Here is a 21,888-nt window from a genome sequence, read left to right as displayed (position 1 = left end):
AAATAACGGGGCGCGGCTTGTCAGGCGCTCGTTAAGGGCGTCTAGCCAGGCTGATTGTTGCTGCGAATAAACCACTGTCGAAAACACCATTCGCCGGCAAAAAGACCGCCGATAAGACAATAACTGATGACCCCGTTATACAGGGCCCAAAGCTGCTGGGAGCCAAGCAGCGCCGTAAAGAGTGCCATGGCGCCATTGGCGAGGAAAAAACCGCACCAAACCCAGGTGACTTTGCGGGTATAAGCGACGCCGGAGGGCGGCAAGTCAGGCTCTTTGAGCCTTGCCAAGCGCTCTATCATGCTGGGGCCGCGCCACAAGGTCGCGCCAAAGGACAGCAATAATCCCAGGTTGACCATCACCGGATAGAGCTTGAGGCCAAGGGCGCTGTTACTGAGCGCCGAAAACCCCAAGGCCAGGGCCGCCAGTGGCAGCCATACCCGCTCGGCACCGCTGGCAACGCGCCAGCGCAGCGCCAACAGCCCAAGGGCCAGCAGCGCCAGCCAAATCGGCTCGAGCCAGCGCAGGCCAAGGGCCATCACCAGCGGGTAGAGCAACCACAGCAAGGCGCCGGGTTTCAAGCCGCGGCCACCAGGCTCAGTACGGCGTCTACCACGTCCTCGACGGTACGTACCGCCTTAAATTGCTCGGGCTGGATCTTCTTACCGGTGAGATCTTGCAGCTTGACCACCAGATCCACTGCGTCGATGGAGTCGAGATCCAGGTCGCTGTACAGGTGCGCCTCGGGCACGATGCTGCTGGCGTCGATTTCAAAGTCTTCGACCAGAATGGTCTTCAATTCGGCAAATACCTGGTCGCGGGTCATGCGGCCTCCTGAGAGCGGATAAAGTTGGCCAGGGTGGCGACACTGGCGAAATGTGACTTGGTGTCACTGGCGTTGGCGTCGATCTTCACCTGGTAACGTTTCTGAATGGCCAGCCCCAGTTCCAGGGCGTCAATGGAATCCAGGCCCAGGCCTTCGCCGAACAGCGGCGCCTGGGTGTCGATATCGTCAACGGTCACGTCTTCAAGTTCCAAGGCGCTGATAATCAGTGCCTTGAGTTCGGTTTCCAGATTGCTCATCTGTGTTGTTTTCCTTATCTAAAACCTCGGCCAAATAACGGGTCAGGGCCCGGGCCGACAGGGCAGTACAGTTGTCTTGATGGTTAAAATCCTGGGGCGCCACCGGCTGCCCTACCCTGGCGCTGAGCCGAAACGGCTCTGGCGGCACCTGGTACCAGGCGGTTTGCTTGGTAAGGGTGCGGGGGGTGATGTCCAAGTTCACTGGCAGCAGCGGATAACCGCTTTTAAGCGCCAGCTGCGCCGCACCCCGGGTCAGGGGGTTGAGGCTCACCTCGGGTTCGGTGCGGGTGCCCTCGGGGAAGATGATCAGTGAAAAACCCTGGGCCAAGCTTTGCCGGGCCGCTTCCAGTAGCGCTTCACCCTGGTGGGCATTGCTGATGTAGCCGGTGGCTTTAACCACCCCGCGCATAAAGGGGTTTTTCCAGATACCGGCCTTGACCACGCAATCGGCCTTGGGCATGTGGGCAATAAGCAGTACCACGTCAAGCAGCGACGGATGGTTGGCCACCACCACGCAAGGCTGGCGGTTAAGGGCCTCTTCGCGGTCTACCCGGTAACGGCAGATCCCAAGCCACTGCAGGCTATTGAGGAAAAACCGAAAACTGCGGCTTACCACCTTTCTTGCCACCAACTTGCGCTTAAGGGTATTGCCATAGCGCAGGCTGATAAGGGGAAAGACGGTCAGGCTCAAGCAAACCCCACCAATACCAAAGGCACTGAAGGCAAAGCCGGTTGCCAAGATGCGCCACAGTTTATTTAGCGTTGCCATGCCCACCCCTGCTCTGCCAGTGCCAACCGGCCACTTTGCCCACTGGCCAGCAATGCGGCCAGCTGCATGGCAAGGGGCCAAGGCTGCGCCTGGCCTAGGGCATCGCTGGTCAGCTTAATGTCGCTGCCGCGGCCAAGGCGCAGCGCCAAGGCATGATCCACCTGCCGGCTAGCCATAAACTGAACATAAGGTGCGGGCACTTGCTGCTCGCCGGCCACCAACAGCACTTCTTCGCATTGGCCGCTGCCGAGCATGGCGCAGGCTTCCACCAGGCCCAGCATCAAGCTGTCATCGCCCCCCACCACCACATTGGCAGGGGCTCTGTCCTCGCGAAGAATGCCAAAAAGACCGGCGGCGGCGTTATGCACCGACAGGCTGAAATGGGTGGGCGACAGGGGCTCTTGCTCACCAAGGGTGGTGAGCAATTGAAAAGTGCGGTGTAGCTCGCCATGGCGGCTGGCAAAAATCACCGGCAGGCTGTCATCGCCGATAACGGCTTTGGCGCAGGCAAGCTGAATACGGGTCAGGGAAGAGAGGCGGCGGCGCTGGGCGGCGCTTACCCAGTCAAGGCTCGGCATCTGGGGCTCGCCCAGTTCGCCATCGCGCTGCCATTGTTGCCACTGGGCCGGGGTTTCGATGCCGGGGGCCCAGGCGCACCAGGCGTTGACCTTAAAACTCAGCACGGCGGGCGCCCTCTTTTACGAAGGGGCCGGAGCACGCGTTATTGTCCATCTTGTGCGTGGCGCCAAAGCCGGTTGTCATTATTTGTCCTGCATCCTTCATCGCTTCTTCGCTTGTCCATTCCCTGCCAAGAAGCACTAAAACCATTGCGTAAGGCGCCGTTGCCTTTTAGCCCGTTGGAGCACGGCATTCTAGCAAATATTCAGCAAGCATTAACACTGGGCTCTGCCATCTGGGCCTGGTTTTTGTGACAGACGCTAAAGACATGAAAAAAGGTTGTTGCCTCGTAAAGCAATACAGCAGGTTTTGACAGGGTAGAACGAGGGTCTTTTCCTGCCATTGCAATTGGCGCGGCCCAAGCTCCCCCACTCCGGTTTTCACCGCCGCTTCAAAGCTGCACCAGTTGCGGTAAAAGTCTTCTGCCGGCCAGCCGAGATAAGCGGCCATAGCCGGGATATCACGCCCGGCCTTGGGCACCTCGATATCGATACCCACAGGTGAAAAGGCCACCGCCGCCGCTACCCAATCACCGCTATGGGACAGGCTGAGCTGGGCCTCGGGATGCAAAGGCGCCCCTTGTGGGCTGCGACTTATCTCGCTAGGGCTCACTGCCCTTCCCAGCAGCCGGCTTAATAGCGCCGCCCCCAGCCAAGCCGCTCCCTGGCGCTGGGCCGATTTTTGCCCAGCCACCAACCCTAGCGGTTCGCGCAACAGGGCAAGGGGGCAACGACTGTACAAAAGTAGCGGCATGAGATGATCCAAAGCGGCCAAGCAGGTAGTATGACTGCCCAGTTTGACTTTAACCGTTGAGAAAGCCAAATGACGGCCAATCCCGTGCTTATTACCGGCGCTGCCAAGCGCGTCGGCCTGCACCTGGTTAACCGCTTTTTGGAACAAGGCCAGCCGGTCATCATGACCTACCGCCAGCACCGCGAGCAGATTGACCAATTGACCGCCCAGGGCGTGCGCTGCATCCAGGCCGATTTTGCCACCGATGAGGGTATCGCTGCGTTGGTGGGCGAGCTTTCGGGCCAACCCCTTGGCGCCATTATCCATAACGCCTCGAGCTGGGATCTGGAAGCCGATATCAATGACGCCGCTCGCCATTTCGATGCCATGATGCAGGTGCATGCCAAGGCGCCCTATTTGCTTAACCGGCACCTGGCCGGCCAGATAGAAGATGGCGGCAGCATCATCCACATAACCGATTACACCGTAGAAAAAGGAAGTGACCGGCACATTGCCTACGTGGCCTCCAAGGCGGCGCTGTCGAGCCTGACCTTGTCCTTTGCCAAGCTATTGGGGCCAAGGGTGAGGGTAAACAGCATCGCTCCCAGCCTTATCATCTTTAACGAAGATGACGACGCCCAGTACAAGGCCAAGACCCTGGCCAAGTCGGTGATGGGCATTGAGCCGGGCTGCGACGAGATTTGGCTTGCCGTCCACTACCTTTTGAACAGCCGTTACGTTACCGGTCGCACCCTCCATGTGGATGGCGGCCGACATATCCGTTGAGAGAGCAATTCATGACAGAACAACTGGCCAAGCACTATGAAGCCATCATCCGTGGCCTGGGCGAAGACCCTTCTCGTGAAGGTCTGCTAAAAACCCCCGAGCGTGCCGCCAAAGCCATGCAGTACCTGACCCGTGGCTACGAGCAATCCCTTGAAGAATTGGTTAACGGCGCCGTGTTCAGCTCCGACAATGACGAATTAGTGATTGTTAAGGACATCGAGCTCTATTCCCTGTGCGAGCACCACCTGCTGCCCTTCGTTGGCAAATGCCACATCGGCTACCTGCCAAACGGCAAGGTGCTGGGGCTGTCCAAGTTTGCTCGCATCGTCGATATGTTCGCCCGCCGCCTGCAAATTCAGGAAAACCTCACCCGCCAAATCGCCCTGGCAGTCGAGGAAGTTACCGGCGCCCAAGGGGTGGCGGTGGTGATTGAAGCCAAGCACATGTGCATGATGATGCGCGGCGTTGAAAAGCAAAACAGCTCCATGAAATCGAGCGTAATGCTGGGCTCGTTCCGCGAGTCTACCGACACCCGCCGCGAGTTCCTGTCGCTTATCCGCTGATAAACGGCAGCAAAAAGGGCGCCCTGGGCGCCCTTTTTCATGGCTGAATGCGGATTATCGTTACACTCAGCAAACAGTGATTTTCGTCACATTTATTCGTAACGCACTGTTGTCCGGCTTGGGGCTTCTGGCTGAATGCGATGGCGATACAATGCCAGGGCAAGCAAGTCCCTTGGCCGCCACAGCCCCCAGACCCTCTCTCTTCCCTGTGGCGGCTTTCTTTTATCCGTTACTTGGCAAAAAGCTGGCTGATGTCCTTAAAGGCCTTAAACTCCAACGCGTTGCCGCAGGGGTCTAGCAAGAACATAGTGGCCTGCTCCCCAACCTGCCCCCGAAAACGCACATAAGGCTCTATTACGAAGGGGATTTTGAACCCCTTGAGGCGCTCGGCCAGTTGTTGCCACTGCTCCCAAGGCAATACCACCCCAAAATGGGGGACCGGCACGTCGTGGCCGTCTACCGGGTTGGTATGGGCCGCTTGCTGTGAAGGGGTCTTGGGGTGTTCGTGGATCACCAGTTGGTGCCCGAAAAAATCAAAATCGACCCACTGGCTGGACGAGCGGCCTTCGGTAAGGCCAAATACCTCACCGTAAAAAGCCCGGGCCCGGGCCAAATCGAAGACCGGAATGGCCAGGTGAAAAGGCGAAAGTGCCATGGCAACTCCTTGATTGCTATTGATAACCCTTGGTTAATCTCGCTATTGACAGTACGCTGCCAAAGCGCCTCGACTCAAGGATTTTAGCGATGAAAGCCGGCCTTTACGCCTATCCCCTGACCCCTTTTGCCGGTAACGGCATCGACTATCAGGCCCTCGATGGGCTGGTGGCCCGCCTCACCGAAGCTGGGGTCGATGGCATCGGCGCCCTCGGCTCCACCGGCTGCGCCCCTTATCTTGAGGTTGGCCAGCGCCTTGCCATCAGTGAGCGGGTGATAGCCCAGGCCGGGCAGGTGCCGGTGATGGTAGGAATAAGCGCCCTGGCTACCCGCGATGTGCTGCGTTTGGCCGAAGGGGCCCAGCGCCAAGGCGCCGCCAGTTTGCTGCTGGCGCCGGTGTCTTACCAGCCCTTGAATGAGGACGAAGTCTTTGGGCTCTACCAAAGCTTGAGCGCCGCTTGCGACCTGCCCCTTTGCGTTTATGAAAACCCCCGCACCACCCAATTTACCTTCAGCGATGCCTTGCGCCAGGCCCTGGCGCAACTTCCCCGGGTTGCCGCCTTCAAGTTACCTGGGCTCACCCCGGCAGATAACCGGCGGCTGCGCGCCTTGCTTCCCTCTCACATCAACTTGGGAGTGGCAGGGGATGGGGCCGCGGCAGAGGCCCTTGGCAGCGGGGTAACCAGTTGGCATTCAGTGGCCGCCGGGCTCTTCCCCGACGCGTGCAGGGCGCTGTATCTGGCCGCCAAAGCCCAGAAGCAGCAGAGCACCCTGGCCCCACTTTGGGCGCTTTTTACCCGCTTTGGCTCCCTTAAAGTGATGGCAGCCAGCGCTGCGCTACTGGGCCTTGCTAGCCATACCCTGCCCCAGCCGCTGCAGCCCCTGAGCCCGGAAGCTGTGCGCCAGGTAAAAGAGGTGTTGGTCGCCCTGGAGCTTTTAGGCATTTAGAAAAATTAAAAATTTTATTTCACCTAGTACTTTAGGCGGATGCCGGCAGTGTCGTTTATTGCAGGGGCAAGCATTTGTCATTTGACACCGCCACAGAGACTCCCTCCTGATCAATCTCACATGTGGCGGCTTTTTTTTGCGCCCATTCAAACGTTTGCGCATCACATGCGTTAACAGCCCGGCAACTGCTGGGCAAAAAACACCCAGCCAAGCAGATTTCCCGGTTGAGGGGCCTTGGCTGGGGATAAATGCAGTTATCCACAGCCTTGCCCCCAGATTTTGTTGATATCCCCTACCAAGGTATAGGTTGGCCGTCCCAGGCCCAAAAGCCGCCATGGTGCTGGGCCCCGGCTCCGGCCAGCACCGACAATAGCTGCCGGGCGGCGCGCTGTGGGCTGAACTGCTTATCCTTGGGGGTATTGCCAAGAAAGGGCGTGGATAAATCGCTGATGGTGGTGCCGGGGTGTAAGGTCAGCAGCCAGACACCCGGCAGCCGCCGGCCAAGTTCGATGGCAAGAGTGCGGTTAAGCTGATTTTGCGCCGCCTTGGCAGCGCGGTAGCTGTACCAGCCGCCAAGGCGATTATCCGAGATAGACCCAACCCTTGCCGACAAATGCCCCACCAGGGCGTTTTTGGCCAAGGCCAAGTTGGGCCACAAGGCCTGCAGGCAAAGGGCCGGGCTAAAGGCGTTAATGAGGGCACTTTTTAAAAGCGCCTCAGCGCTGACATCCTCTATCCGCTTTTCCGGCCAAACCCCTTCGCCATGCAATAGCCCCAAAGTATTGATAACTAGGTGCAGCGGCTGGCCGGCAAGCCAGCGGGCAAGCTCTGCCCTGCCTTCATCGGTGGCAAGCTCGGCGGCGAGATTAAAGGTGGCGGGCCCCTGACCCCGGCGGCTGACCCCATACAGGCGCTCAACTTGCGCCAGTGCCTGCAGCTCGTCACAAAGGGCGGCGCCGATACCGCCACTGGCGCCTATCACAAGTGCATTGCAGCGAGACGGAAGATGGCTGAACATGAAAGCTCCTGATCTGATGCCGGGTCTGATGTCGTACGACTCTCAGTCTTAAATGGAGCTTATGTGATGCTAAAGAAACTGATCCCCGCCCTAGCCTTGCTGGCCATGCCCGCCCTGGCGGCGGACTGCCCCGACGCGCTCAAGTTCGTCAAGCGCAAGCTCAATTCCGAGCAGACCGTTAACCTGTGCCAGGCGTATCAAGGTAAGACACTGCTCATCGTCAATACCGCCAGTTACTGCGGTTTTACCCCCCAGTTCCATGGCCTTGAAGCCCTGTACAGCCAGTACAAGGACAAAGGCCTGGTGGTACTGGGCTTCCCGTCTGACGACTTCAACCAGGAAGCGGACGACGAAAAAACCACCGCCGATATCTGCTTTACCAAGTACCAGGTCAAATTCCCCATGTTTGAAAAGCTCCATGTCAAAGGGGACGAGACCGATCCGCTCTATCGCATTCTGGCCCGTGAAGCAGACGGCCAGTCGCCCAAGTGGAATTTCTACAAGTATCTGGTTGGTAAAGACGGCAAGGTTATCGAGCTCTTTTCCAGCCGCACCAAACCGGACAGCGAGGAGCTGCGTACAGCCATCGAAAAGGCACTTTAGGAAAGCGGGCCCCGTGCCCGCTTTAATTTTCGATGGCAAAACTCATTTTGGTCCTGGGTGACCAGTTAAGTACCGACCTCTCAAGCCTTCGCCACTACCAGCCAGGGGACCGCGTTTTGATGGCAGAGGTCATGGCCGAAGCCACCTACAGCCCCCACCACAAAAAAAAGTTGGCCCTGGTGTTTAGTGCCATGCGCCACTTTGCTAAGGCCCTTGGCGAGCAAGGCGTCAAGGTCATTTACAGCGCGCTGCCAGAAAGCCCATCGACCCTGCTGGACGCGGTAAAACGCCACCTTGATGATGCCGACGCGGTGCTCATTACCGAGCCCGGCGAATACCGGCTGCTGTCCGAGATGCAGCATTGGCAGACCGAGCTTGGGATTGGGGTAACCCTCCTTGAGGACGACCGCTTTTTCACATCACGAAGAGAATTTGCCCGCTGGAGCCAGGGCCGGCGCCAATGGCGCATGGAGCACTTTTACCGCCAGCAGCGCAAAAATACCGGCCTGCTGATGGCTGGCGCCGAGCCTGAGGGTGGCCAGTGGAATTTTGACCATCAAAACCGCGAAGCCTGGCAACCCCAGGCTCTGCCGCCCTTAAAGCGCTACGCTCCCGATGCCATTACCCAGGAGGTGCTGGCGCTGGTTGAAGCGCGTTTTTCCCACCATATCGGTGAGCTGCTGCCCTTTGAGTTTGCCGTGACCCGCCAGCAGGCCCTTGAGGAACTGGACGATTTTATTACCCAGCGGCTCCCGGCTTTTGGCACCTTCCAAGACGCCATGGCCAGCGGCGAAGATTATCTTTATCACTCCCGGCTCTCGCCGCTTATCAACCTGGGCCTATTAAGCCCCCGAGAAGTGTGCGAGGCGGCCTGCCAGGCCTATTACCGGGGCCATGCTCCCATCAATGCCGTGGAAGGCTTTGTGCGCCAGATCCTCGGTTGGCGCGAGTATGTGCGCGGCCTTTATTGGACCCTGATGCCGGGCTACAAGAGCCACAACGCCCTTAACAGCACCCGGCCACTACCGGAGCTGTACTGGAGCGGCAAAACCGGCATGCATTGCATGAGCGAGGCCCTTCGCAACACCTTGCAAAACGGTTACGCCCACCACATTCAGCGGCTGATGATCACCGGAAATTTTGCCTTGATCACAGGTTTGGACATTGAAGCCATCTGCAATTGGTACCTGGCCGTGTATTTGGACGCCTATGAATGGGTGGAGCTGCCCAATACCTTGGGCATGGTCATGCACGCCGACGGCGGCCTGCTGGCCTCCAAGCCCTACGCCGCCTCCGGCAAGTACATTCAGCGCATGTCCAATTACTGCCAGCACTGCCGCTACAAGGTGAACAAGCTGACCGGCGCCGACGCCTGTCCCTTCAACAGCTTCTATTGGCATTTTCTGGCCCGTAACCGCACCACCCTTGCCGGTAACCCACGGCTGGCCATGGTGTATCGCACCCTGGACCGCTGGGACGAGGCCAAACTCGATGCCATTAACCAGCAGGTGGCCTGGCAATGGCGGCGCATAGAAAACAACGACCTGTAAAGGTTTGCCCTGTCTGTGGCCTGACTTTTCAGTGGCGGCGTAAGTACAGAGACAGCTGGGATCAGGTCAAATACTGCTCCGAGCGTTGTAGAAGGAGTAGAAAATGCAGGGGATCTTGCTAAACGGCCAGCTCAGGCTGCACCGCAACCCGCTATTTGAAAACATCGGTGAGGCGATGTTGCTGTGGTGCTGGCCAACGCGTGTTAGCGCCCTGCGCCGCGCCTGGCTGCAAGCCAATCTTTGCAAAATTCAAGAAGCGCTAAGGGCAAGAGGCAGCGATATTTTCGTGCTCGAACCTGAAGCGCTGCCCGCATTTATTCGCGAGCATCAACTGAGCGCCCTTCGCATGGCAAGCCCGGTGGCCCCTGAAGAAAAGGCGCTGGCCAAAGCCCTTGGCGCAGAGCTTGCCCCGGCCAATAGGTTGTTTGACCATCGCGAGGCCAAAGGCAGCTTCAGCCAGTTTCGAAAAAGTCTCAAGGCGCCTTCCATGGGCCGGCTCAACGCCTTGCCGCCTACCACGCCGATTAAGGCGCCGACCATAACTCTGCCCTCTGGTGCCTTTCGCTTTGACCCGGGTGAAGATGCCGCCAACGAGCGGCTACTGTATTTTCGCGACCAGCTGCTGGCAGGCTACCACCAGAGCCGTAACGGCCTTTTGGGCAACAGCTTTTCAAGCCAGCTGTCGGTGTATTTGGGCGAAGGGGTTTTGGCCATAGACCACGTCTGGCAATGCCTGCACAGCGCCCCGGCCAGCCAGGGCCGCGATAAGCTCCTTGACGAGCTGCTGTGGCGCGAATTCTTCCAGCATTGGCTGGCCCAGCAAGGGGCAAAGGCCTTTGCCCCCCACGCCAGCACCCAAACCGATGAGCGCCTGCTCGCCTGGCAACAGGGCCACACCGGCCTGCCGCTGGTGGACGCGGCCATGCGCGAGCTGCTGGCCACCGGTTACATCAGTAACCGCGCCCGCCAAAATGTGGCGAGCTTTTTGGTGCACGACCTCAAACAAGACTGGCGCGCCGGCGCCGACTGGTTCGAGCGCCAATTGCTGGACTACGACGTAGCCGCCAATTGGGGCAACTGGGCCTACATTGCCGGCCTTGGCGCCAGCACCAGGCCCATATACTTTGACGTGGCCTGGCAAAGCCGCCAGCACGACTTGGATGCCAGCTACATCAAGGCTTGGCTGCCAGAGCTTGGCCTGTTACCGGCAGATACCATTCACAACCTGCCCTGGCTGCAAGCAAAGCGCCCCGAGGGCTATCCGGCGCCAGTCTCTTTGGCCTCCTGGGGCTTTAAAGCCAGTGATCCAAACAGCACCTGAGCACGTATCGAGCCTCATCAGCCCCCTTTGGAGCAATTTCGATGAGCACCCCGGCTTGGTCTCAGGCAAGGTATACTGCCAAGCATCAAGGTAACCCTAGGGATAGCAACGTGAGTGGCGACGAGCTGGCCAACGATCTTGCAAAAATCGCCTCCGGCCGCTGCAAAAAGGCGTTTGGCCGGGTGTTTACCTATTTTGCTCCCCGGCTTAAGGCCTTTGGTTACAAGCAATTTGGCAATGAGCAACTGGCACTGGAGCTGGTGCAGGAAACGTTGCTGACGGTGTGGAACAAATCGCACCTGTACGACCCTGAAAAAGCAGCGGTGAGCACTTGGGTTTACCGGGTGGCCCGCAACCAGAGTTTTGACATGATGCGCCGCCAGGCCGCCCGCCCCGAAACCCTGATGGCCGACGATCTTTGGCCGCTGGCCAGCCAAGAAGCTGACGACGTGCCAGTTGACGAGCAAATCTTGGGTGACGAGGCCCGGGCGCTGTTGGCGCTATTGCCCGATGCCCAGCGCCAAGTTATTGAAAAAATTTACGTGGAAGACAAAACCCAGCAGGAAACCGCCCTTGAATTGGGGGTGCCCCTGGGTACCGTGAAATCCCGGGTCCGTCTCGCTCTGGAACGACTCAAGGAGCATTTGCACCGTGAAGATTAAGCACCATCCCGCTCCCGATTTACTGGCCGCCCATGCCAAAGGCTTGCTGCCTGCGGCCACCAGCGCGGCCCTGGCCGCCCATGTGGAGGCGTGCAGCTATTGCCGGGCCCTGTGCGACGAGCTGGAGCAGGACGCCGCCGGCGAGGAGCTGGGTGAGATCATGGCCCTGGACGACAGCCTCTTTGACGCGCTGCTGCTGCGCCTGGATGATGCCCCGGCACCGGTGGCGGTGCCGGCAAAAAACGAGACCCTTACCGTCAACGGCGAGTCCTTCACTCTGCCCCGGGCGCTTCGCCCTCTGGCTGGCAAAGTGGGCAGCTGGCGCCGCCTGGGCTCGAAAGTCTGGTCGGCCGATGTAGACCTTGGCGAAAAGGCGGCCAAGGCCAGCTTTTTGTATATCGACAGTCACACCCGCATTCCCAAGCACACCCACGGCGGCGAAGAGCTGACCCTGGTGCTGTCGGGCCATATCAAGGACGAGTCTGGCCGCTATCAGGAGGGGGATTTTACCCATCTTGACCAGCACCACGAGCACCAGCCCTACACCGAAGACGCCCCTTGCCTGTGCCTGACGGTGCTCACCGCGCCGCTGGTGTTCACCGGGCCCCTGGGGCGCCTTGCCAACCCGCTATTGCGGCTTTTCTTCTGACACAAAAAAGCCCGGGCACTTGCCCGGGCTTTTCTTATGGTGCGCCTTAGAGGGCAGCCACAATCTCTTCGATTTTGGTTTTGGCCTCAGCCAGAGCTTTGGCTTTGGGCTCGTCGCCCATGTTCAGGCCTTCGGCGTAGACAAAGCTTTGCTCGGTGATGCCCATCAGGGTGAACAGGGTAGACAGGTGCGGGGTTTGTGAATCCCACTCGCTGCCGGCGTACACGCCGCCACGGGCAGCCAGTACCACGGCCTGTTTGCCTTCGATAAGGCCTTGCGGGCCATTCTCGGTGTATTTGAAGGTCACGCCGGCGCGCTCCAGGCGGTCAAAGTAGGCTTTGACCTGGCTGGGGATGCCGAGGTTGTAAAGGGGTACGGCCAGCACGACAACGTCGTGAGCTTTGAGCTCTTCAATCAGGTTGTCAGAGAGCTTGGCCAGTTCGGCTTGCTCGGCGGTGCGCTCGCCAGGGGCAGCCATCCAGCTCAGCAGCTCAGGGGCGGCCAGGTGGGGGAGATCAAGCGCTATCAGATCTTTTTCGGTGATGGAAAGGTCTTTACCGGCAGCAGCAGCCTTGAAGTAACCGGCCAGTTGGGAAGAGTTGCCGTTGTCACCGAAGATGGAGCTGGTCAGAAGCAGTACTTTTTTCATGGGGAGATCCTCGCGGGTTAACGTTGAGGCTTACTCTACCGACAAAAAAACAAATAAATACTGCTAAAAATCGCAACCTACGTTCTGATAAATCGAAAGATAACCTTGTCAATAGACGCTGGCGACGGCAAGCCGGTATGATGCGCCTTCCTTTCTTTACGTTTTGCTAAGACATGGTTAAAACCCAATTTTCCAGCCGCCTGGGCTTTGTACTGACTGCGGCCGGTTCTGCCGTGGGCCTGGGTAACATCTGGGGCTTTCCCACCCAAGCCGCCCAGCACGGCGGCGGCGCCTTCTTGCTGTTGTACCTGCTGCTGGTGTTTGCCCTGGCCTACCCGGCCTTGGTGGCGGAAATGGCCATTGGCCGCCGTGGCCACCAAGAGCCCATTGCCGACCTTGGCTCCCTGGCAGGCGGCCTGGGCAAACTCACCGGCTGGCTGGGGCTGTTGGCAGTGAGCGCCATTTTGAGTTTTTACCTCATCATTGCTGGCTGGCTGCTGGGCTACATGGGCGATGCCCTGCTGCGGCTGGTGGGGGTGAGCTGGCCTTGGCTTACTGCTTTTAGCCTCGGCCGTAACCTCATTCTGGGGCTGCTGTTTGGCCTTATTACTTGGTGGGTGGTGCAGCGCGGCCTGCAAGAAGGGATTGAAAAGTGGTCCAAACGGTTGATGCCGGCACTCTTGGTGGTGCTTATTGCACTGGCCTGTTACGTGCTGACCCTACCCGGTGGCAGCGAAGGGCTTAGTGCCTACCTCACCCCAGACCCGCAAAAGCTCTTGGCACCCAACCTCTGGCTGGCCGCCACCGGCCAAGCGTTTTTCTCGCTGTCAATCGGGGTGTGCGTGATGATGGTGTACGCCAGTTATCTCGATAAAGACGCCTCCTTGCCGCGCCTTGGCCTGCAAGTCACCTTGATTGACTCGGGCATCGCCTTTTTGGCGGGGCTGTTGGTGATCCCAACTCTCTATGTGGCCAAAGCCCAGGGCCTTGCCATCCTCGATGCCCAAGGCCAGCTTATTTCCTCAGACACCCTGGTGTTCGACCTCTTCCCCCGGCTGTTTGCCACCATGGGCAGCGCTGGCCTGGTGCTGTCCTTTGGCTTTTTCCTGTTGCTGGCGGTGGCGGCCCTGACCTCAACCTTGTCGATGCTGGAAGTGCCCACCGCGTCTTTGGTGGCCCGCACCGGCAGTGGCCGCCGAGTTGCCAGCGCCTGGGTGCTGGGGCTGGTGCTTATCGCTATGACGCTCATTTGCTGGCAGTTTGGCACCCTGTTCTCGCTGGTGGTCAAAGTGGTCACCCAATACGCCCAGCCACTGCTGGGGCTGGTGTTCTGCGTCTATGTCGGCTGGCTATGGCGGCGCGACAGCCTCCTTAAAGCCCTGGCAGCCGAGGACGAAACCTTTGCAAAATCATGGTTCTGGAGGCTCTGGCCCGGCTATGTCAAACTGGTTTGCCCCTTACTTATCCTGCTGGTGATGGTCCAGAGTATCCAATGACAACCCAAAACCGTGGACAATTCAGCTCGCGCCTGGGCTTTGTACTGGCCGCCGCCGGCGCGGCCGTCGGCCTTGGCAATATCTGGGGTTTCCCAACCCAGGCCGCCCAGCACGGCGGCGGCGCCTTTTTGCTGGTCTACCTGATATTGGTGTTTGCCCTCGCCTACCCGGTGCTGGTGGCCGAACTTTTGATAGGCCGCCATGGCCAAGCCAACTCGGTGCGCTCCCTGATGGCCCTTGGCCAAAAGAAACTGGCGGTCTTTACCGGCCTGGCCGGCATTTTTACCGTCTGTTTGATTTTGAGCTTTTACGCCATTGTCGCCGGTTGGTTACTGAGTTACCTCTTGGGCGCCGGCCTTCGCTTGGGTGGCCTTGATGCCGCAGCCCAGTGGAGCGAGCACTTTGGCTTTGTGCGCAACACCCTCTTTACCCTGGTGTTTATGGCCATGACCGCCTTTGTGGTGAGCCGTGGTGTCAGCCAGGGGCTGGAGAACTGGTCAAAGCGGCTGATGCCGATGCTGTTTGCACTGCTGCTGGCGCTGATTGGCTTTATGCTCACCCGCGAGGGCGCCGCTGAAGGCCTGGCTCGTTACTTAACGCCAGATCTGAGCGCCCTTGGCGACCCGGCGCTGCTGCTCTCGGCCACCGGCCAGGCGTTTTTCTCCCTTGGGCTCGGGGTGGGGGCAATGATGGTGTACGGCTCTTACCTCAAGGCCGACTCCAACCTGCCCAAGCTGGCACTGTCGGTCACCCTGGTGGATACCAGCGTGGCGTTTTTGGCAGGGCTGCTGATTCTGCCGGCCATGTACGCAGCGCAAAACCTTGGGGTGCAAATTCACGGCAGCGACGGCAACCTGGTGTCGTCATCCACCCTGGTGTTTGATTTACTGCCGGCGCTCTTTGCCAAGCTCGGCGCCCTGGGCCCTTGGGTAGCACTGGCGTTCTTTTTGCTGATGGGCATCGCCGCCATTACCTCGTCCATCAACATTTTGGAGCTGCCGGTCAGCTTTGTGGCTGAAGAAACCCGCCTTAGCCGCGCCCAGGCCACCTGGCTTATCGGCGCCGGCGTGAGCCTGCTGGCGCTGGCTATCCTCTGGCAGTTCGACCGCTTGTTCGGGTTGGTGATAAGCGTCTCCACCCAGTACCTGCAGCCTTTTGTGGGGCTGCTGCTGTGCGTCTTTACCGGCTGGGTGTGGCACCGCCACCGCTGCCTTGAGGCCCTGGCCGAAGGCTCTTCCACCCTGGCTTCGAGCGGCGTCTTGCGGTTCTGGCGCTGGTACGTCAAATGGGTGTGCCCGCTGCTTATTGCCGCCTTGTTGGCCCAGAGTTTTCGCTGAAAAAAAGCCCAGCTCGCCGGGCTTTTTATTAACCTTGTTGGCAGCGCCTTGGGGCGTTGCTAAGGTGTGCCCACGTCAGCTTGCCAAGCGCCAATATGCTCAAACGAAAATTTACCCTGCACCTTGATGCCATGGTGGTTATCGCGCTGCTCTTTATTGCCTCAGTCGCCTTTAACCTTATTCAGCTCCATCAGGTACGTAGCCTCACCCAGGAAAACCTCGACCTGCAAATGCAGGCGCTGGTGGACAAATTCAACCTCGAATCCCAAAAGGCCGCCCTCGACAAGCTCGGCCAAAAGCCCTTGCCGGCCAAAGACGGCACTACTACCGAATCACATTGATACATCAGCATGGATGATGGGCGTGGGGGGGTGATATGGGGCTGGCATCCGATCTCAACCAAGCGCACCAAAGTTAAGGCCATAAAAAAGGGCGCCGCAGGCGCCCTTTTTGTCAGCGAAACAGTACCTTTTCTTGCCGAAAGCAATAGACGCAAAAGCTTATCAGCAGCGCCGCTATCACCGCCGTTGAGAGCAGAATAAGCCCCAGCAGGCCGTAATCGACGGTGCCTTTTAAGATCTCCTTGATGGCCAGCGCCACGTTGGTGATGGGCACCAGCGCCCACTGGGCATCAAGGCTGATACCCGGCAGCATGGCCAGCACAATGGGCATGATAAGGGGGATATTGAGCATGCCCATGTAGTTTTGGGCCTCTTTATAGCTGCGGGCATAGACCGACAGCGACAACATGGCCGAGGCGAAAATGGCGGCGATGGGCACCAGCATCAAAAGCACCAGCAGCATGTCGCGTACGCCGATGGTGGCAAACACCTTGATGATGGCGTCTACCGCGAAATGCTGGCCGATAAGCATGCCCCAAAAGCCAAAGCTGAACACCGAGAGCAATGACGCCAGCACGGCGGTGGTAAACACCACCAGAAATTTACCCAGCACCAGTTGGGTGCGCGGCACCGGCGAGAGCAACAAGGTTTCCAGGGTGCCCCGCTCCTTTTCACCGGCGCCCAAGTCGATGGCCGGCATCATGGCTCCCATCAGGCAGGTAAAAAAGAGGATGTAGGGCAAGAAGCCGCCGATGCGCTCACCGATGGACTCGCGTTTGTCCGCCACCGACACCTTTTGCAAATCAATGGGCTCACCAAGCGCCAGGCGCACGGTTTCGTCGATACCGGCCGCGTCACTGTATTGCTGGCGAAGGCGGTTTTCTACCGGCTCCAAAGCGGTGCCGATACGGTTCATCACCGCCCCAAGCGCCGAGGCATCGTTAAAATAGACCTGCCACTGGCTTTGCTTGAGTGCCTTGCCATCAAAATCGTCTGGCACCTTGATAACCACATCCACCTTGCCGCTACGAATAACGGCCCTGATATCGCTAAGGGGCGCGTCGGTCACCAGTTGCAGGTGGCTGGCGTTACGGATGGCGTCGGTCACCATCGGCAGCGGCCGGGTAATGGCCACCTTTAATTCTTCCGATTCGGCCTTTTGCATTTGCTTGGCGGTAATAATGCCGATACCGCCAAACAGCAGCGGAAAAATCAGCAGCGGCATAGCGATGGCAAAAAAGAGGGTCTTTTTGTCCCGCACCAGTTCCAGCAATTCTTTCTTATACAGCGTCCACATCAGGCGGCATCCTTTTTCACCAATGCCAGCAGCGCCTGGCGTAAATCACCTTGGTCTTGGGCAAAGGCGCTGAAACTGTCGTTAAAAACGGTTTGGCCTTTATCGATGACCACCACCCTGTCGCAAAGGGCAGAGACTTCGTCCAGATGGTGGGTTGAGAAAATCACCGGCACCCCGGTTTCCTTTAAATGCCGCACCACCGCCAGTACCGTTTCGGTGGCCATGATATCGAGCCCGGTGGTGGGCTCGTCGAGAATAACCACGCTGGGGTTATGCACCAGCGCCCGGGCTATGGAGGTGCGCTGCTTCATGCCAGACGACATCTGGTCGGCGCGGCGGTGCAAAAAGGTTTTCATGTCCAAAAGGCTAAAGAGCGTTTCCATGCGCTCGGCCAAGAGCTCGGGGCCAAGGCCGTGCATCTTGCCAAAATAGGCGACGTTTTCCTGGGCGCTGAGGCGCCCGTAAAGGCCGGTACTGGCAGATAAAAAACCGATTTTTTTACGGGCGCTGGCCGGGTCTTTCACCACGTCGACACCACCGACTTCAATGCTGCCAGCGTCGGGTTTAAGGGCGGAGCTCAGCATCCGCAAGGTGGTGGTTTTACCGGCGCCATTGGGGCCCAGCAGCCCCAGTACCTGGCCTTGTTCACATTCAAAACCGACATTGAGCACCGAGTGGAAAAAACGCCCCTTGTAACGCGGATCGGCTTTTTCTTCTTCGGTCAATTTCTTCGGATCCGGCACCCCGAAACGTTTGGCCAACCCCGTAACTTTTATCATCGCAACTCCCCTGTGCTTTTTCTCTATCATCTACCAGTGCTTAATTTCCATACAATCCAGTTTGTTACAAAAAGTAAACATGCCAAACGCGCCCTTGACACCACTTGCAGCCTGCCGGGAAACTTGCCACAGGTGGAAATTTACGGCCTGAACTCGGCCAAAAAACAACAAGGGGCTTTTCATGCAAAGTTCGTCGCCATTTTCGGCCATCATTGATATTTGCGTATCGCCAAGCCGCGCTCTTAACGGCGTCAACCATAGCAAATACTGGACCTTCCTCCCCTTCCTTTTGTATGTCGGTTTGCCCATCGCCTTTTTTGCCTTTTATTTCCTGGGCCACGACTTTGACAGCATCAAAGAACAGTTCATGGCCCCCCTGGCCGACAAAAGCCCGGCCGAGCGCCAGAACATTGAAGCGCAGCTAACACCATATGCTCTACTGGTTACCTCTAGCCTTGGGACAATAGTTCTCTCTTTGGTGATATTTTCCCTTCATGGCCTTTACCTAATGCTTGCCACCAAGGTGGATGACGAAAATACCCATGGCTTTGGCGACTGGTTTGCCCTGGCGGTTTGGGCCCGTGCCCCGGAGCTGCTCTCGTCCCTGGTGTCGTTTTTGGTGGTGGCCATCTCCACGCCGTTGCCGACCCTTGCTGATGCCAACCTCTTCTCCCTCAACGCACTGCTAAGCCTTGAGCCCACTAACCCCTGGGCCAACTTTGCCAATACCCTGACCCTCTTTACCTTTTGGGGCATCTTCCTGTCGGCCCTTGGCATTACCCTTTGGACCCGCATCGACAAAACCCGGGCCTGGGTGATAGCTACCCTGCCCTACGTGGTGGCTTACAGCGCTCTGGCCGTCTTAATCTTCTTTACCAAAGGCTGAGCCGATGCGTCGTATCCTGATTGGCCTGGCGATCCTGGTGGTACTGGGCTTGATTGTGGTTATCAAGGTCAACTCCGGCCCTGCTGGCATCAAGGCGGATGTAGCAAGCGCCACCATCGGCGAGCTGAAACGCTCGGTGCTGGCCTCAGGCAAGCTTGCCTATCGCGAACAGGTGCAGCTGCGCTCGGAAGTCTCGGCCATGGTGCAGCACGTGTACGTCGAAGAAGGCGATACCGTCAAAAAAGGCCAGCTGCTTATTCAGCTCGACCCTCAAACCTACCAGGCTCAGGTAGACGCCCAAAGCGCCTATGTCAGCCAGAGCCGTATCGCCATTGAGCGCCAAAAAAGCTACCTGCAAACCCTGCGCGCCCAAGTGGCCCGCAAGGTGGCCCTGCACGCCAAAGGCCTATTAGACACCGACTCCTTTGAGACCGCCAAATCGGACCTCACCCTTGCCGAGATTGACCTGCAAACCCGCGAGCAGGCCCTCAAGCAAGCCGAGGCCGACCTTAACCGGGTCAAGGAATTGCTGGCCAAGACCCGCTTCTACGCCCCCATGAACGGGGTGGTGACGGCGGTGGACATCAAGGAAGGGGAAACCGTTATCCCCGGCACCACCAATATCGTGGGCTCCAGCCTGATGACCCTGGCCGACACCTCCGCCATCCTCACCGAGGTGGAAGTGGACGAAGCCGATATCGCCGGGGTTAAGGTGGGCCAGAGCGCCGACATCTTTGCCGTGGCCTTCCCCGACACCCCGCTTACCGGCAAAGTCGAGTCTATCGCCACCACTGCTCGCCAGGCCGTGGGCCGCCAGGGCATGAGCTTTACCGTGAAGATTTTGCTGAGCGACCTCAAAGGCAAGGCCATTCGCCCCGGCATGAGCTGCCGCGCCGAGATTTACACCGAAACCGCCGACAACGCGCTGCTGGTGCCCATTGAAGCGGTGCGTTACGACGACAACGACAAGCCCTTCGTGATGCTGGACAAAGACGGTGTCGCCCATCGCCAGGCTGTTACCCTGGGGTTGTCTGACGACACCCAGCAGATGATAGCCAGCGGCCTTAAGGCCGGCGATAAAGTGGTCAAAGGCCCGGCCCGTGCCCTTCGCAGCCTCAAGGACGGCGACAGGATAGTCGCCCATGACTGATGTCATTCGTCTCGAAGGCATTACCAAGGCCTTCGATATGGCCGGCGAGTTATTCTGGGCCTTAAAGGGCATCGACATGGCGGTGCGCCAGAACGACTACCTGGCCATTATCGGCCCGTCAGGCTCGGGTAAATCGACGTTGCTCAATATCCTTGGCTGCCTGGACATTCCCTCCGGCGGCCAGTATTGGCTGGGGGGAGAAGACGTAGCCGGGCTGCCGCAAAGCCGCCTGGCCCAGGTGCGAAACCAGCAAATAGGCTTTATCTTTCAAAGCTTTAACCTGCTACCCCGGGCCAGTGCCTTAGATAACGTGGCCCAGCCGCTGGTGTACCGGGGCCTTAGCCTTAAAGAGCGCCACCAAAAGGCCATGGACGCCCTCAACAAGGTGGGCCTTGGCGACAAAGCCAAGCACCGACCCAATCAGTTATCCGGTGGCCAGCGCCAGCGGGTAGCCATTGCCAGGGCCCTGGTGACCCGGCCCGCCATTTTGCTGGCCGACGAACCCACCGGGAACCTCGACTCGCAAACCACCCGCGACATCATGGCGCTGTTTGACGAGCTGCACGGCGAGGGCCAAACCATTGTTATCGTGACCCACGAGCAGGATATCGCCAACCACTGCCAGCGGGTGGTGCGGGTTATGGACGGCCTGATCACCAGCGATTCTCTGGTGGATGGGGAGGGATCGCGCCTTGTCTAATCTCAGTGCTACCGCTTATGAGAGCCTGCGCGCCGCCGTTAACGCCATTCGCGCCCACGGCATGCGCTCGGTGCTCACCACCTTGGGTATTGTTATTGGCATTGCCTCGGTCATAGCTGTGGTGGCGGTGCTCCAGGGGCTTACCGCCAGTATCGACAAACAACTTTCCGGCCTTGGCAGCAACGTGCTGTCGGTGCGGGCCGACACCCCCCTTAAGGAGCAGCTTGCCGGTAACTTTGCCAAGCTCACCGAGACCGATGTGGAGTCTATCCGCAACAGTGTCTCCGGGGTGTCCAGCGTCACTGTCACAACGCCGCTGTCGGGCAACTTGGGGCTGCTGAGCTACCAGGGCCGCAAGACCACCTCTATGGCCTTTGGAGTAGGTTACAGCTACCAGGAGCTAAACGGCGTCTACACCGACAAGGGCCGTTTTTTCTCCAAAAGTGACGAGCAATACCGACGCCGGGTGGTGGTGCTGGGTAAAACCGTGGTCAGTAACCTCAAGATAACGGGCGACCCCATAGGCCAGTACCTGCAGCTGGGCCAAGAGTGGTTCAAAGTCATCGGCGTGCTGGAAGAACGGGGCCGCTTCTTTGGCTTTGATCAGGATGACCAGATATTCATCCCCTACTCCACCGCCCGGGCCCTGCAAGGCTTTGTCTCCACCCCCAACCTCACCATCTCCATGGCGGTGGATAACCCTTCCCAGGAGGATAAGGTCACCGCCCAGCTCACTCGCTTGCTTAGGCGCAACCACAAGCTAACCGGCACCGCCCCTGACGACTTCAAGCTGGAAACCGCCAAGCAGCTGCAAGACCGCATCGGCGCCATCACCAATGGCACCACCTGGGTAGCCGCCGGCGTGGTGGGGGTGTCATTGCTGGTGGGCGGCATCGGCATCATGAACATCATGCTGGTGTCGGTGACCGAGCGCACCCGCGAGATTGGCATCTTAAAAGCCCTTGGCGCCACCCGCGCCCATATCCTCTGGCAGTTTTTGGCCGAGGCGGTGCTGCTGTGCCTGTTGGGTGGGGTAATAGGCCTGGCCCTGGGTTATGGCCTGGCCTTGGGAGTAACGGCGGTGATCCCCGGCATTCCGGCGGCCACCGTGCCGTTGTGGGCCATCGCACTGTCGCTGGGGTTTTCGGTATTTGTAGGGGTGCTCTTTGGTATCCTGCCAGCCATCAAGGCCGCCAACCTGCACCCCATAGACGCCCTCCGATATGAATAAAGGCTCCCC

At 58.8% G+C, this 21,888-nt stretch carries 27 protein-coding genes; 16 read left to right on the top strand and 11 right to left on the bottom strand.

Annotated elements, in window-relative coordinates; translation table 11 throughout:
- Positions 1-41 precede the first annotated feature (41 nt).
- The 6 genes from AC22G1_RS09260 to AC22G1_RS09235 all read right to left on the bottom strand — a co-directional run bounded on the left by AC22G1_RS09260 (position 42) and on the right by AC22G1_RS09235 (position 3,280).
- On the bottom strand, positions 42-578 hold the full coding sequence (locus AC22G1_RS09260) for a COG4648 family protein (protein ID WP_487316505.1): 537 nt from the start codon (positions 576-578) through the stop codon (positions 42-44).
- Complete coding sequence (locus AC22G1_RS09255) at positions 575-823, bottom strand: acyl carrier protein (protein WP_050658043.1); 249 nt, start codon at positions 821-823, stop codon at positions 575-577. Before AC22G1_RS09255 ends, AC22G1_RS09260 begins: the two co-directional genes overlap by 4 nt.
- Positions 820-1,080, bottom strand: coding sequence for an ApeE family acyl carrier protein (apeE, locus tag AC22G1_RS09250; RefSeq protein ID WP_050658042.1), 261 nt, complete (start codon positions 1,078-1,080; stop codon positions 820-822). Before apeE ends, AC22G1_RS09255 begins: the two co-directional genes overlap by 4 nt.
- Positions 1,025-1,849: a lysophospholipid acyltransferase family protein gene (locus AC22G1_RS09245; RefSeq protein ID WP_487316504.1), complete on the bottom strand. Its 825-nt coding sequence runs from the start codon at positions 1,847-1,849 to the stop codon at positions 1,025-1,027. Before AC22G1_RS09245 ends, apeE begins: the two co-directional genes overlap by 56 nt.
- Entirely contained in the window at positions 1,837-2,532 is a 696-nt protein-coding gene (locus tag AC22G1_RS09240) for a beta-ketoacyl synthase chain length factor (RefSeq protein WP_487316503.1), read from the bottom strand. The genes AC22G1_RS09245 and AC22G1_RS09240 overlap by 13 nt, the downstream gene beginning before the upstream one ends.
- A gap of 166 nt (positions 2,533-2,698) precedes the next feature.
- Entirely contained in the window at positions 2,699-3,280 is a 582-nt protein-coding gene (locus tag AC22G1_RS09235; RefSeq protein ID WP_487316502.1) for a 4'-phosphopantetheinyl transferase family protein, read from the bottom strand.
- Positions 3,281-3,349: 69 nt separating this feature from the next.
- Here AC22G1_RS09235 and folM point away from each other — a divergent pair, with 69 nt between their 5' ends.
- The gene (gene folM / locus AC22G1_RS09230) at positions 3,350-4,045 is read left to right on the top strand and encodes a dihydromonapterin reductase (protein ID WP_487316501.1); all 696 of its coding nucleotides are present in this window, start codon (positions 3,350-3,352) and stop codon (positions 4,043-4,045) included.
- Positions 4,046-4,056: 11 nt separating this feature from the next.
- Positions 4,057-4,608 carry a GTP cyclohydrolase I FolE gene (gene folE, locus AC22G1_RS09225; protein WP_487316500.1) on the top strand — a complete coding sequence of 184 codons (552 nt, stop codon included), beginning with the start codon at positions 4,057-4,059 and terminating at the stop codon, positions 4,606-4,608.
- Positions 4,609-4,837: 229 nt separating this feature from the next.
- Here the strand turns inward: folE and AC22G1_RS09220 are convergent, their stop codons facing one another.
- Positions 4,838-5,263: a VOC family protein gene (locus AC22G1_RS09220; protein WP_487316499.1), complete on the bottom strand. Its 426-nt coding sequence runs from the start codon at positions 5,261-5,263 to the stop codon at positions 4,838-4,840.
- 89 nt (positions 5,264-5,352) lie between these two features.
- Between AC22G1_RS09220 and AC22G1_RS09215 the strand changes: the two genes are divergently transcribed.
- Positions 5,353-6,210: a dihydrodipicolinate synthase family protein gene (locus AC22G1_RS09215; protein ID WP_487316498.1), complete on the top strand. Its 858-nt coding sequence runs from the start codon at positions 5,353-5,355 to the stop codon at positions 6,208-6,210.
- A 292-nt stretch (positions 6,211-6,502) separates the two neighbouring features.
- Here AC22G1_RS09215 and AC22G1_RS09210 read toward each other — a convergent pair whose 3' ends face one another.
- Positions 6,503-7,228 carry an SDR family NAD(P)-dependent oxidoreductase gene (locus tag AC22G1_RS09210; RefSeq protein WP_487316497.1) on the bottom strand — a complete coding sequence of 242 codons (726 nt, stop codon included), beginning with the start codon at positions 7,226-7,228 and terminating at the stop codon, positions 6,503-6,505.
- Between the two features lie 66 nt (positions 7,229-7,294).
- On the opposite strand from AC22G1_RS09210, the gene AC22G1_RS09205 reads away from it, so the two are divergent.
- The 6 genes from AC22G1_RS09205 (at position 7,295) to AC22G1_RS09180 (ending at position 12,013) form a co-directional block, all read left to right on the top strand.
- Positions 7,295-7,831: a glutathione peroxidase gene (locus AC22G1_RS09205; protein WP_487316496.1), complete on the top strand. Its 537-nt coding sequence runs from the start codon at positions 7,295-7,297 to the stop codon at positions 7,829-7,831.
- Positions 7,832-7,863: 32 nt separating this feature from the next.
- Positions 7,864-9,381: a cryptochrome/photolyase family protein gene (locus tag AC22G1_RS09200; RefSeq protein ID WP_487316495.1), complete on the top strand. Its 1,518-nt coding sequence runs from the start codon at positions 7,864-7,866 to the stop codon at positions 9,379-9,381.
- The gene (locus AC22G1_RS09195; protein ID WP_487316494.1) at positions 9,351-9,503 is read left to right on the top strand and encodes a DUF2256 domain-containing protein; all 153 of its coding nucleotides are present in this window, start codon (positions 9,351-9,353) and stop codon (positions 9,501-9,503) included. Before AC22G1_RS09200 ends, AC22G1_RS09195 begins: the two co-directional genes overlap by 31 nt.
- Positions 9,485-10,702 (top strand): FAD-binding domain-containing protein, encoded by a 1,218-nt coding sequence (locus AC22G1_RS09190; RefSeq protein ID WP_487316493.1) that lies wholly within the window; start codon positions 9,485-9,487, stop codon positions 10,700-10,702. The genes AC22G1_RS09195 and AC22G1_RS09190 overlap by 19 nt, the downstream gene beginning before the upstream one ends.
- A gap of 110 nt (positions 10,703-10,812) precedes the next feature.
- Positions 10,813-11,364, top strand: coding sequence for a sigma-70 family RNA polymerase sigma factor (locus AC22G1_RS09185; RefSeq protein ID WP_487316492.1), 552 nt, complete (start codon positions 10,813-10,815; stop codon positions 11,362-11,364).
- Complete coding sequence (locus AC22G1_RS09180) at positions 11,354-12,013, top strand: ChrR family anti-sigma-E factor (protein WP_487316491.1); 660 nt, start codon at positions 11,354-11,356, stop codon at positions 12,011-12,013. Before AC22G1_RS09185 ends, AC22G1_RS09180 begins: the two co-directional genes overlap by 11 nt.
- 46 nt (positions 12,014-12,059) lie before the next feature.
- Here AC22G1_RS09180 and AC22G1_RS09175 read toward each other — a convergent pair whose 3' ends face one another.
- Positions 12,060-12,662, bottom strand: coding sequence for an FMN-dependent NADH-azoreductase (locus tag AC22G1_RS09175; protein ID WP_487316490.1), 603 nt, complete (start codon positions 12,660-12,662; stop codon positions 12,060-12,062).
- A 173-nt stretch (positions 12,663-12,835) separates the two neighbouring features.
- Between AC22G1_RS09175 and AC22G1_RS09170 the strand changes: the two genes are divergently transcribed.
- The 3 genes from AC22G1_RS09170 to AC22G1_RS09160 all read left to right on the top strand — a co-directional run bounded on the left by AC22G1_RS09170 (position 12,836) and on the right by AC22G1_RS09160 (position 15,836).
- Positions 12,836-14,158: a sodium-dependent transporter gene (locus tag AC22G1_RS09170; RefSeq protein WP_487316489.1), complete on the top strand. Its 1,323-nt coding sequence runs from the start codon at positions 12,836-12,838 to the stop codon at positions 14,156-14,158.
- The gene (locus AC22G1_RS09165; protein WP_487316488.1) at positions 14,155-15,495 is read left to right on the top strand and encodes a sodium-dependent transporter; all 1,341 of its coding nucleotides are present in this window, start codon (positions 14,155-14,157) and stop codon (positions 15,493-15,495) included. Before AC22G1_RS09170 ends, AC22G1_RS09165 begins: the two co-directional genes overlap by 4 nt.
- 95 nt (positions 15,496-15,590) lie before the next feature.
- A complete protein-coding gene (locus tag AC22G1_RS09160; protein WP_487316487.1) occupies positions 15,591-15,836 on the top strand; it encodes a hypothetical protein in 246 nt (81 codons plus the stop codon).
- 112 nt (positions 15,837-15,948) lie between these two features.
- Here AC22G1_RS09160 and AC22G1_RS09155 read toward each other — a convergent pair whose 3' ends face one another.
- Positions 15,949-17,133, bottom strand: a complete 1,185-nt coding sequence (locus AC22G1_RS09155; protein WP_487316486.1) for an ABC transporter permease — start codon at positions 17,131-17,133, stop codon at positions 15,949-15,951.
- Complete coding sequence (locus AC22G1_RS09150) at positions 17,133-17,912, bottom strand: ABC transporter ATP-binding protein (RefSeq protein ID WP_487316485.1); 780 nt, start codon at positions 17,910-17,912, stop codon at positions 17,133-17,135. Before AC22G1_RS09150 ends, AC22G1_RS09155 begins: the two co-directional genes overlap by 1 nt.
- A 181-nt stretch (positions 17,913-18,093) precedes the next feature.
- On the opposite strand from AC22G1_RS09150, the gene AC22G1_RS09145 reads away from it, so the two are divergent.
- The 4 genes from AC22G1_RS09145 to AC22G1_RS09130 are packed head-to-tail and all read left to right on the top strand — an operon-like array spanning position 18,094 to position 21,879.
- The gene (locus AC22G1_RS09145; RefSeq protein WP_487316484.1) at positions 18,094-18,798 is read left to right on the top strand and encodes a YIP1 family protein; all 705 of its coding nucleotides are present in this window, start codon (positions 18,094-18,096) and stop codon (positions 18,796-18,798) included.
- 4 nt (positions 18,799-18,802) lie between these two features.
- Positions 18,803-19,948 (top strand): efflux RND transporter periplasmic adaptor subunit, encoded by a 1,146-nt coding sequence (locus AC22G1_RS09140; RefSeq protein WP_487316483.1) that lies wholly within the window; start codon positions 18,803-18,805, stop codon positions 19,946-19,948.
- Positions 19,941-20,648 carry an ABC transporter ATP-binding protein gene (locus AC22G1_RS09135; RefSeq protein ID WP_050658019.1) on the top strand — a complete coding sequence of 236 codons (708 nt, stop codon included), beginning with the start codon at positions 19,941-19,943 and terminating at the stop codon, positions 20,646-20,648. Before AC22G1_RS09140 ends, AC22G1_RS09135 begins: the two co-directional genes overlap by 8 nt.
- Positions 20,641-21,879: an ABC transporter permease gene (locus AC22G1_RS09130; protein ID WP_487316482.1), complete on the top strand. Its 1,239-nt coding sequence runs from the start codon at positions 20,641-20,643 to the stop codon at positions 21,877-21,879. The genes AC22G1_RS09135 and AC22G1_RS09130 overlap by 8 nt, the downstream gene beginning before the upstream one ends.
- Positions 21,880-21,888: the final 9 nt, after the last annotated feature.

This window comes from Gallaecimonas zhanjiangensis (assembly GCF_057624825.1).
The sequence above is the reverse complement of the archived record's forward strand: the minus strand, read 5'-3'. Positions and strand labels throughout refer to the sequence as shown.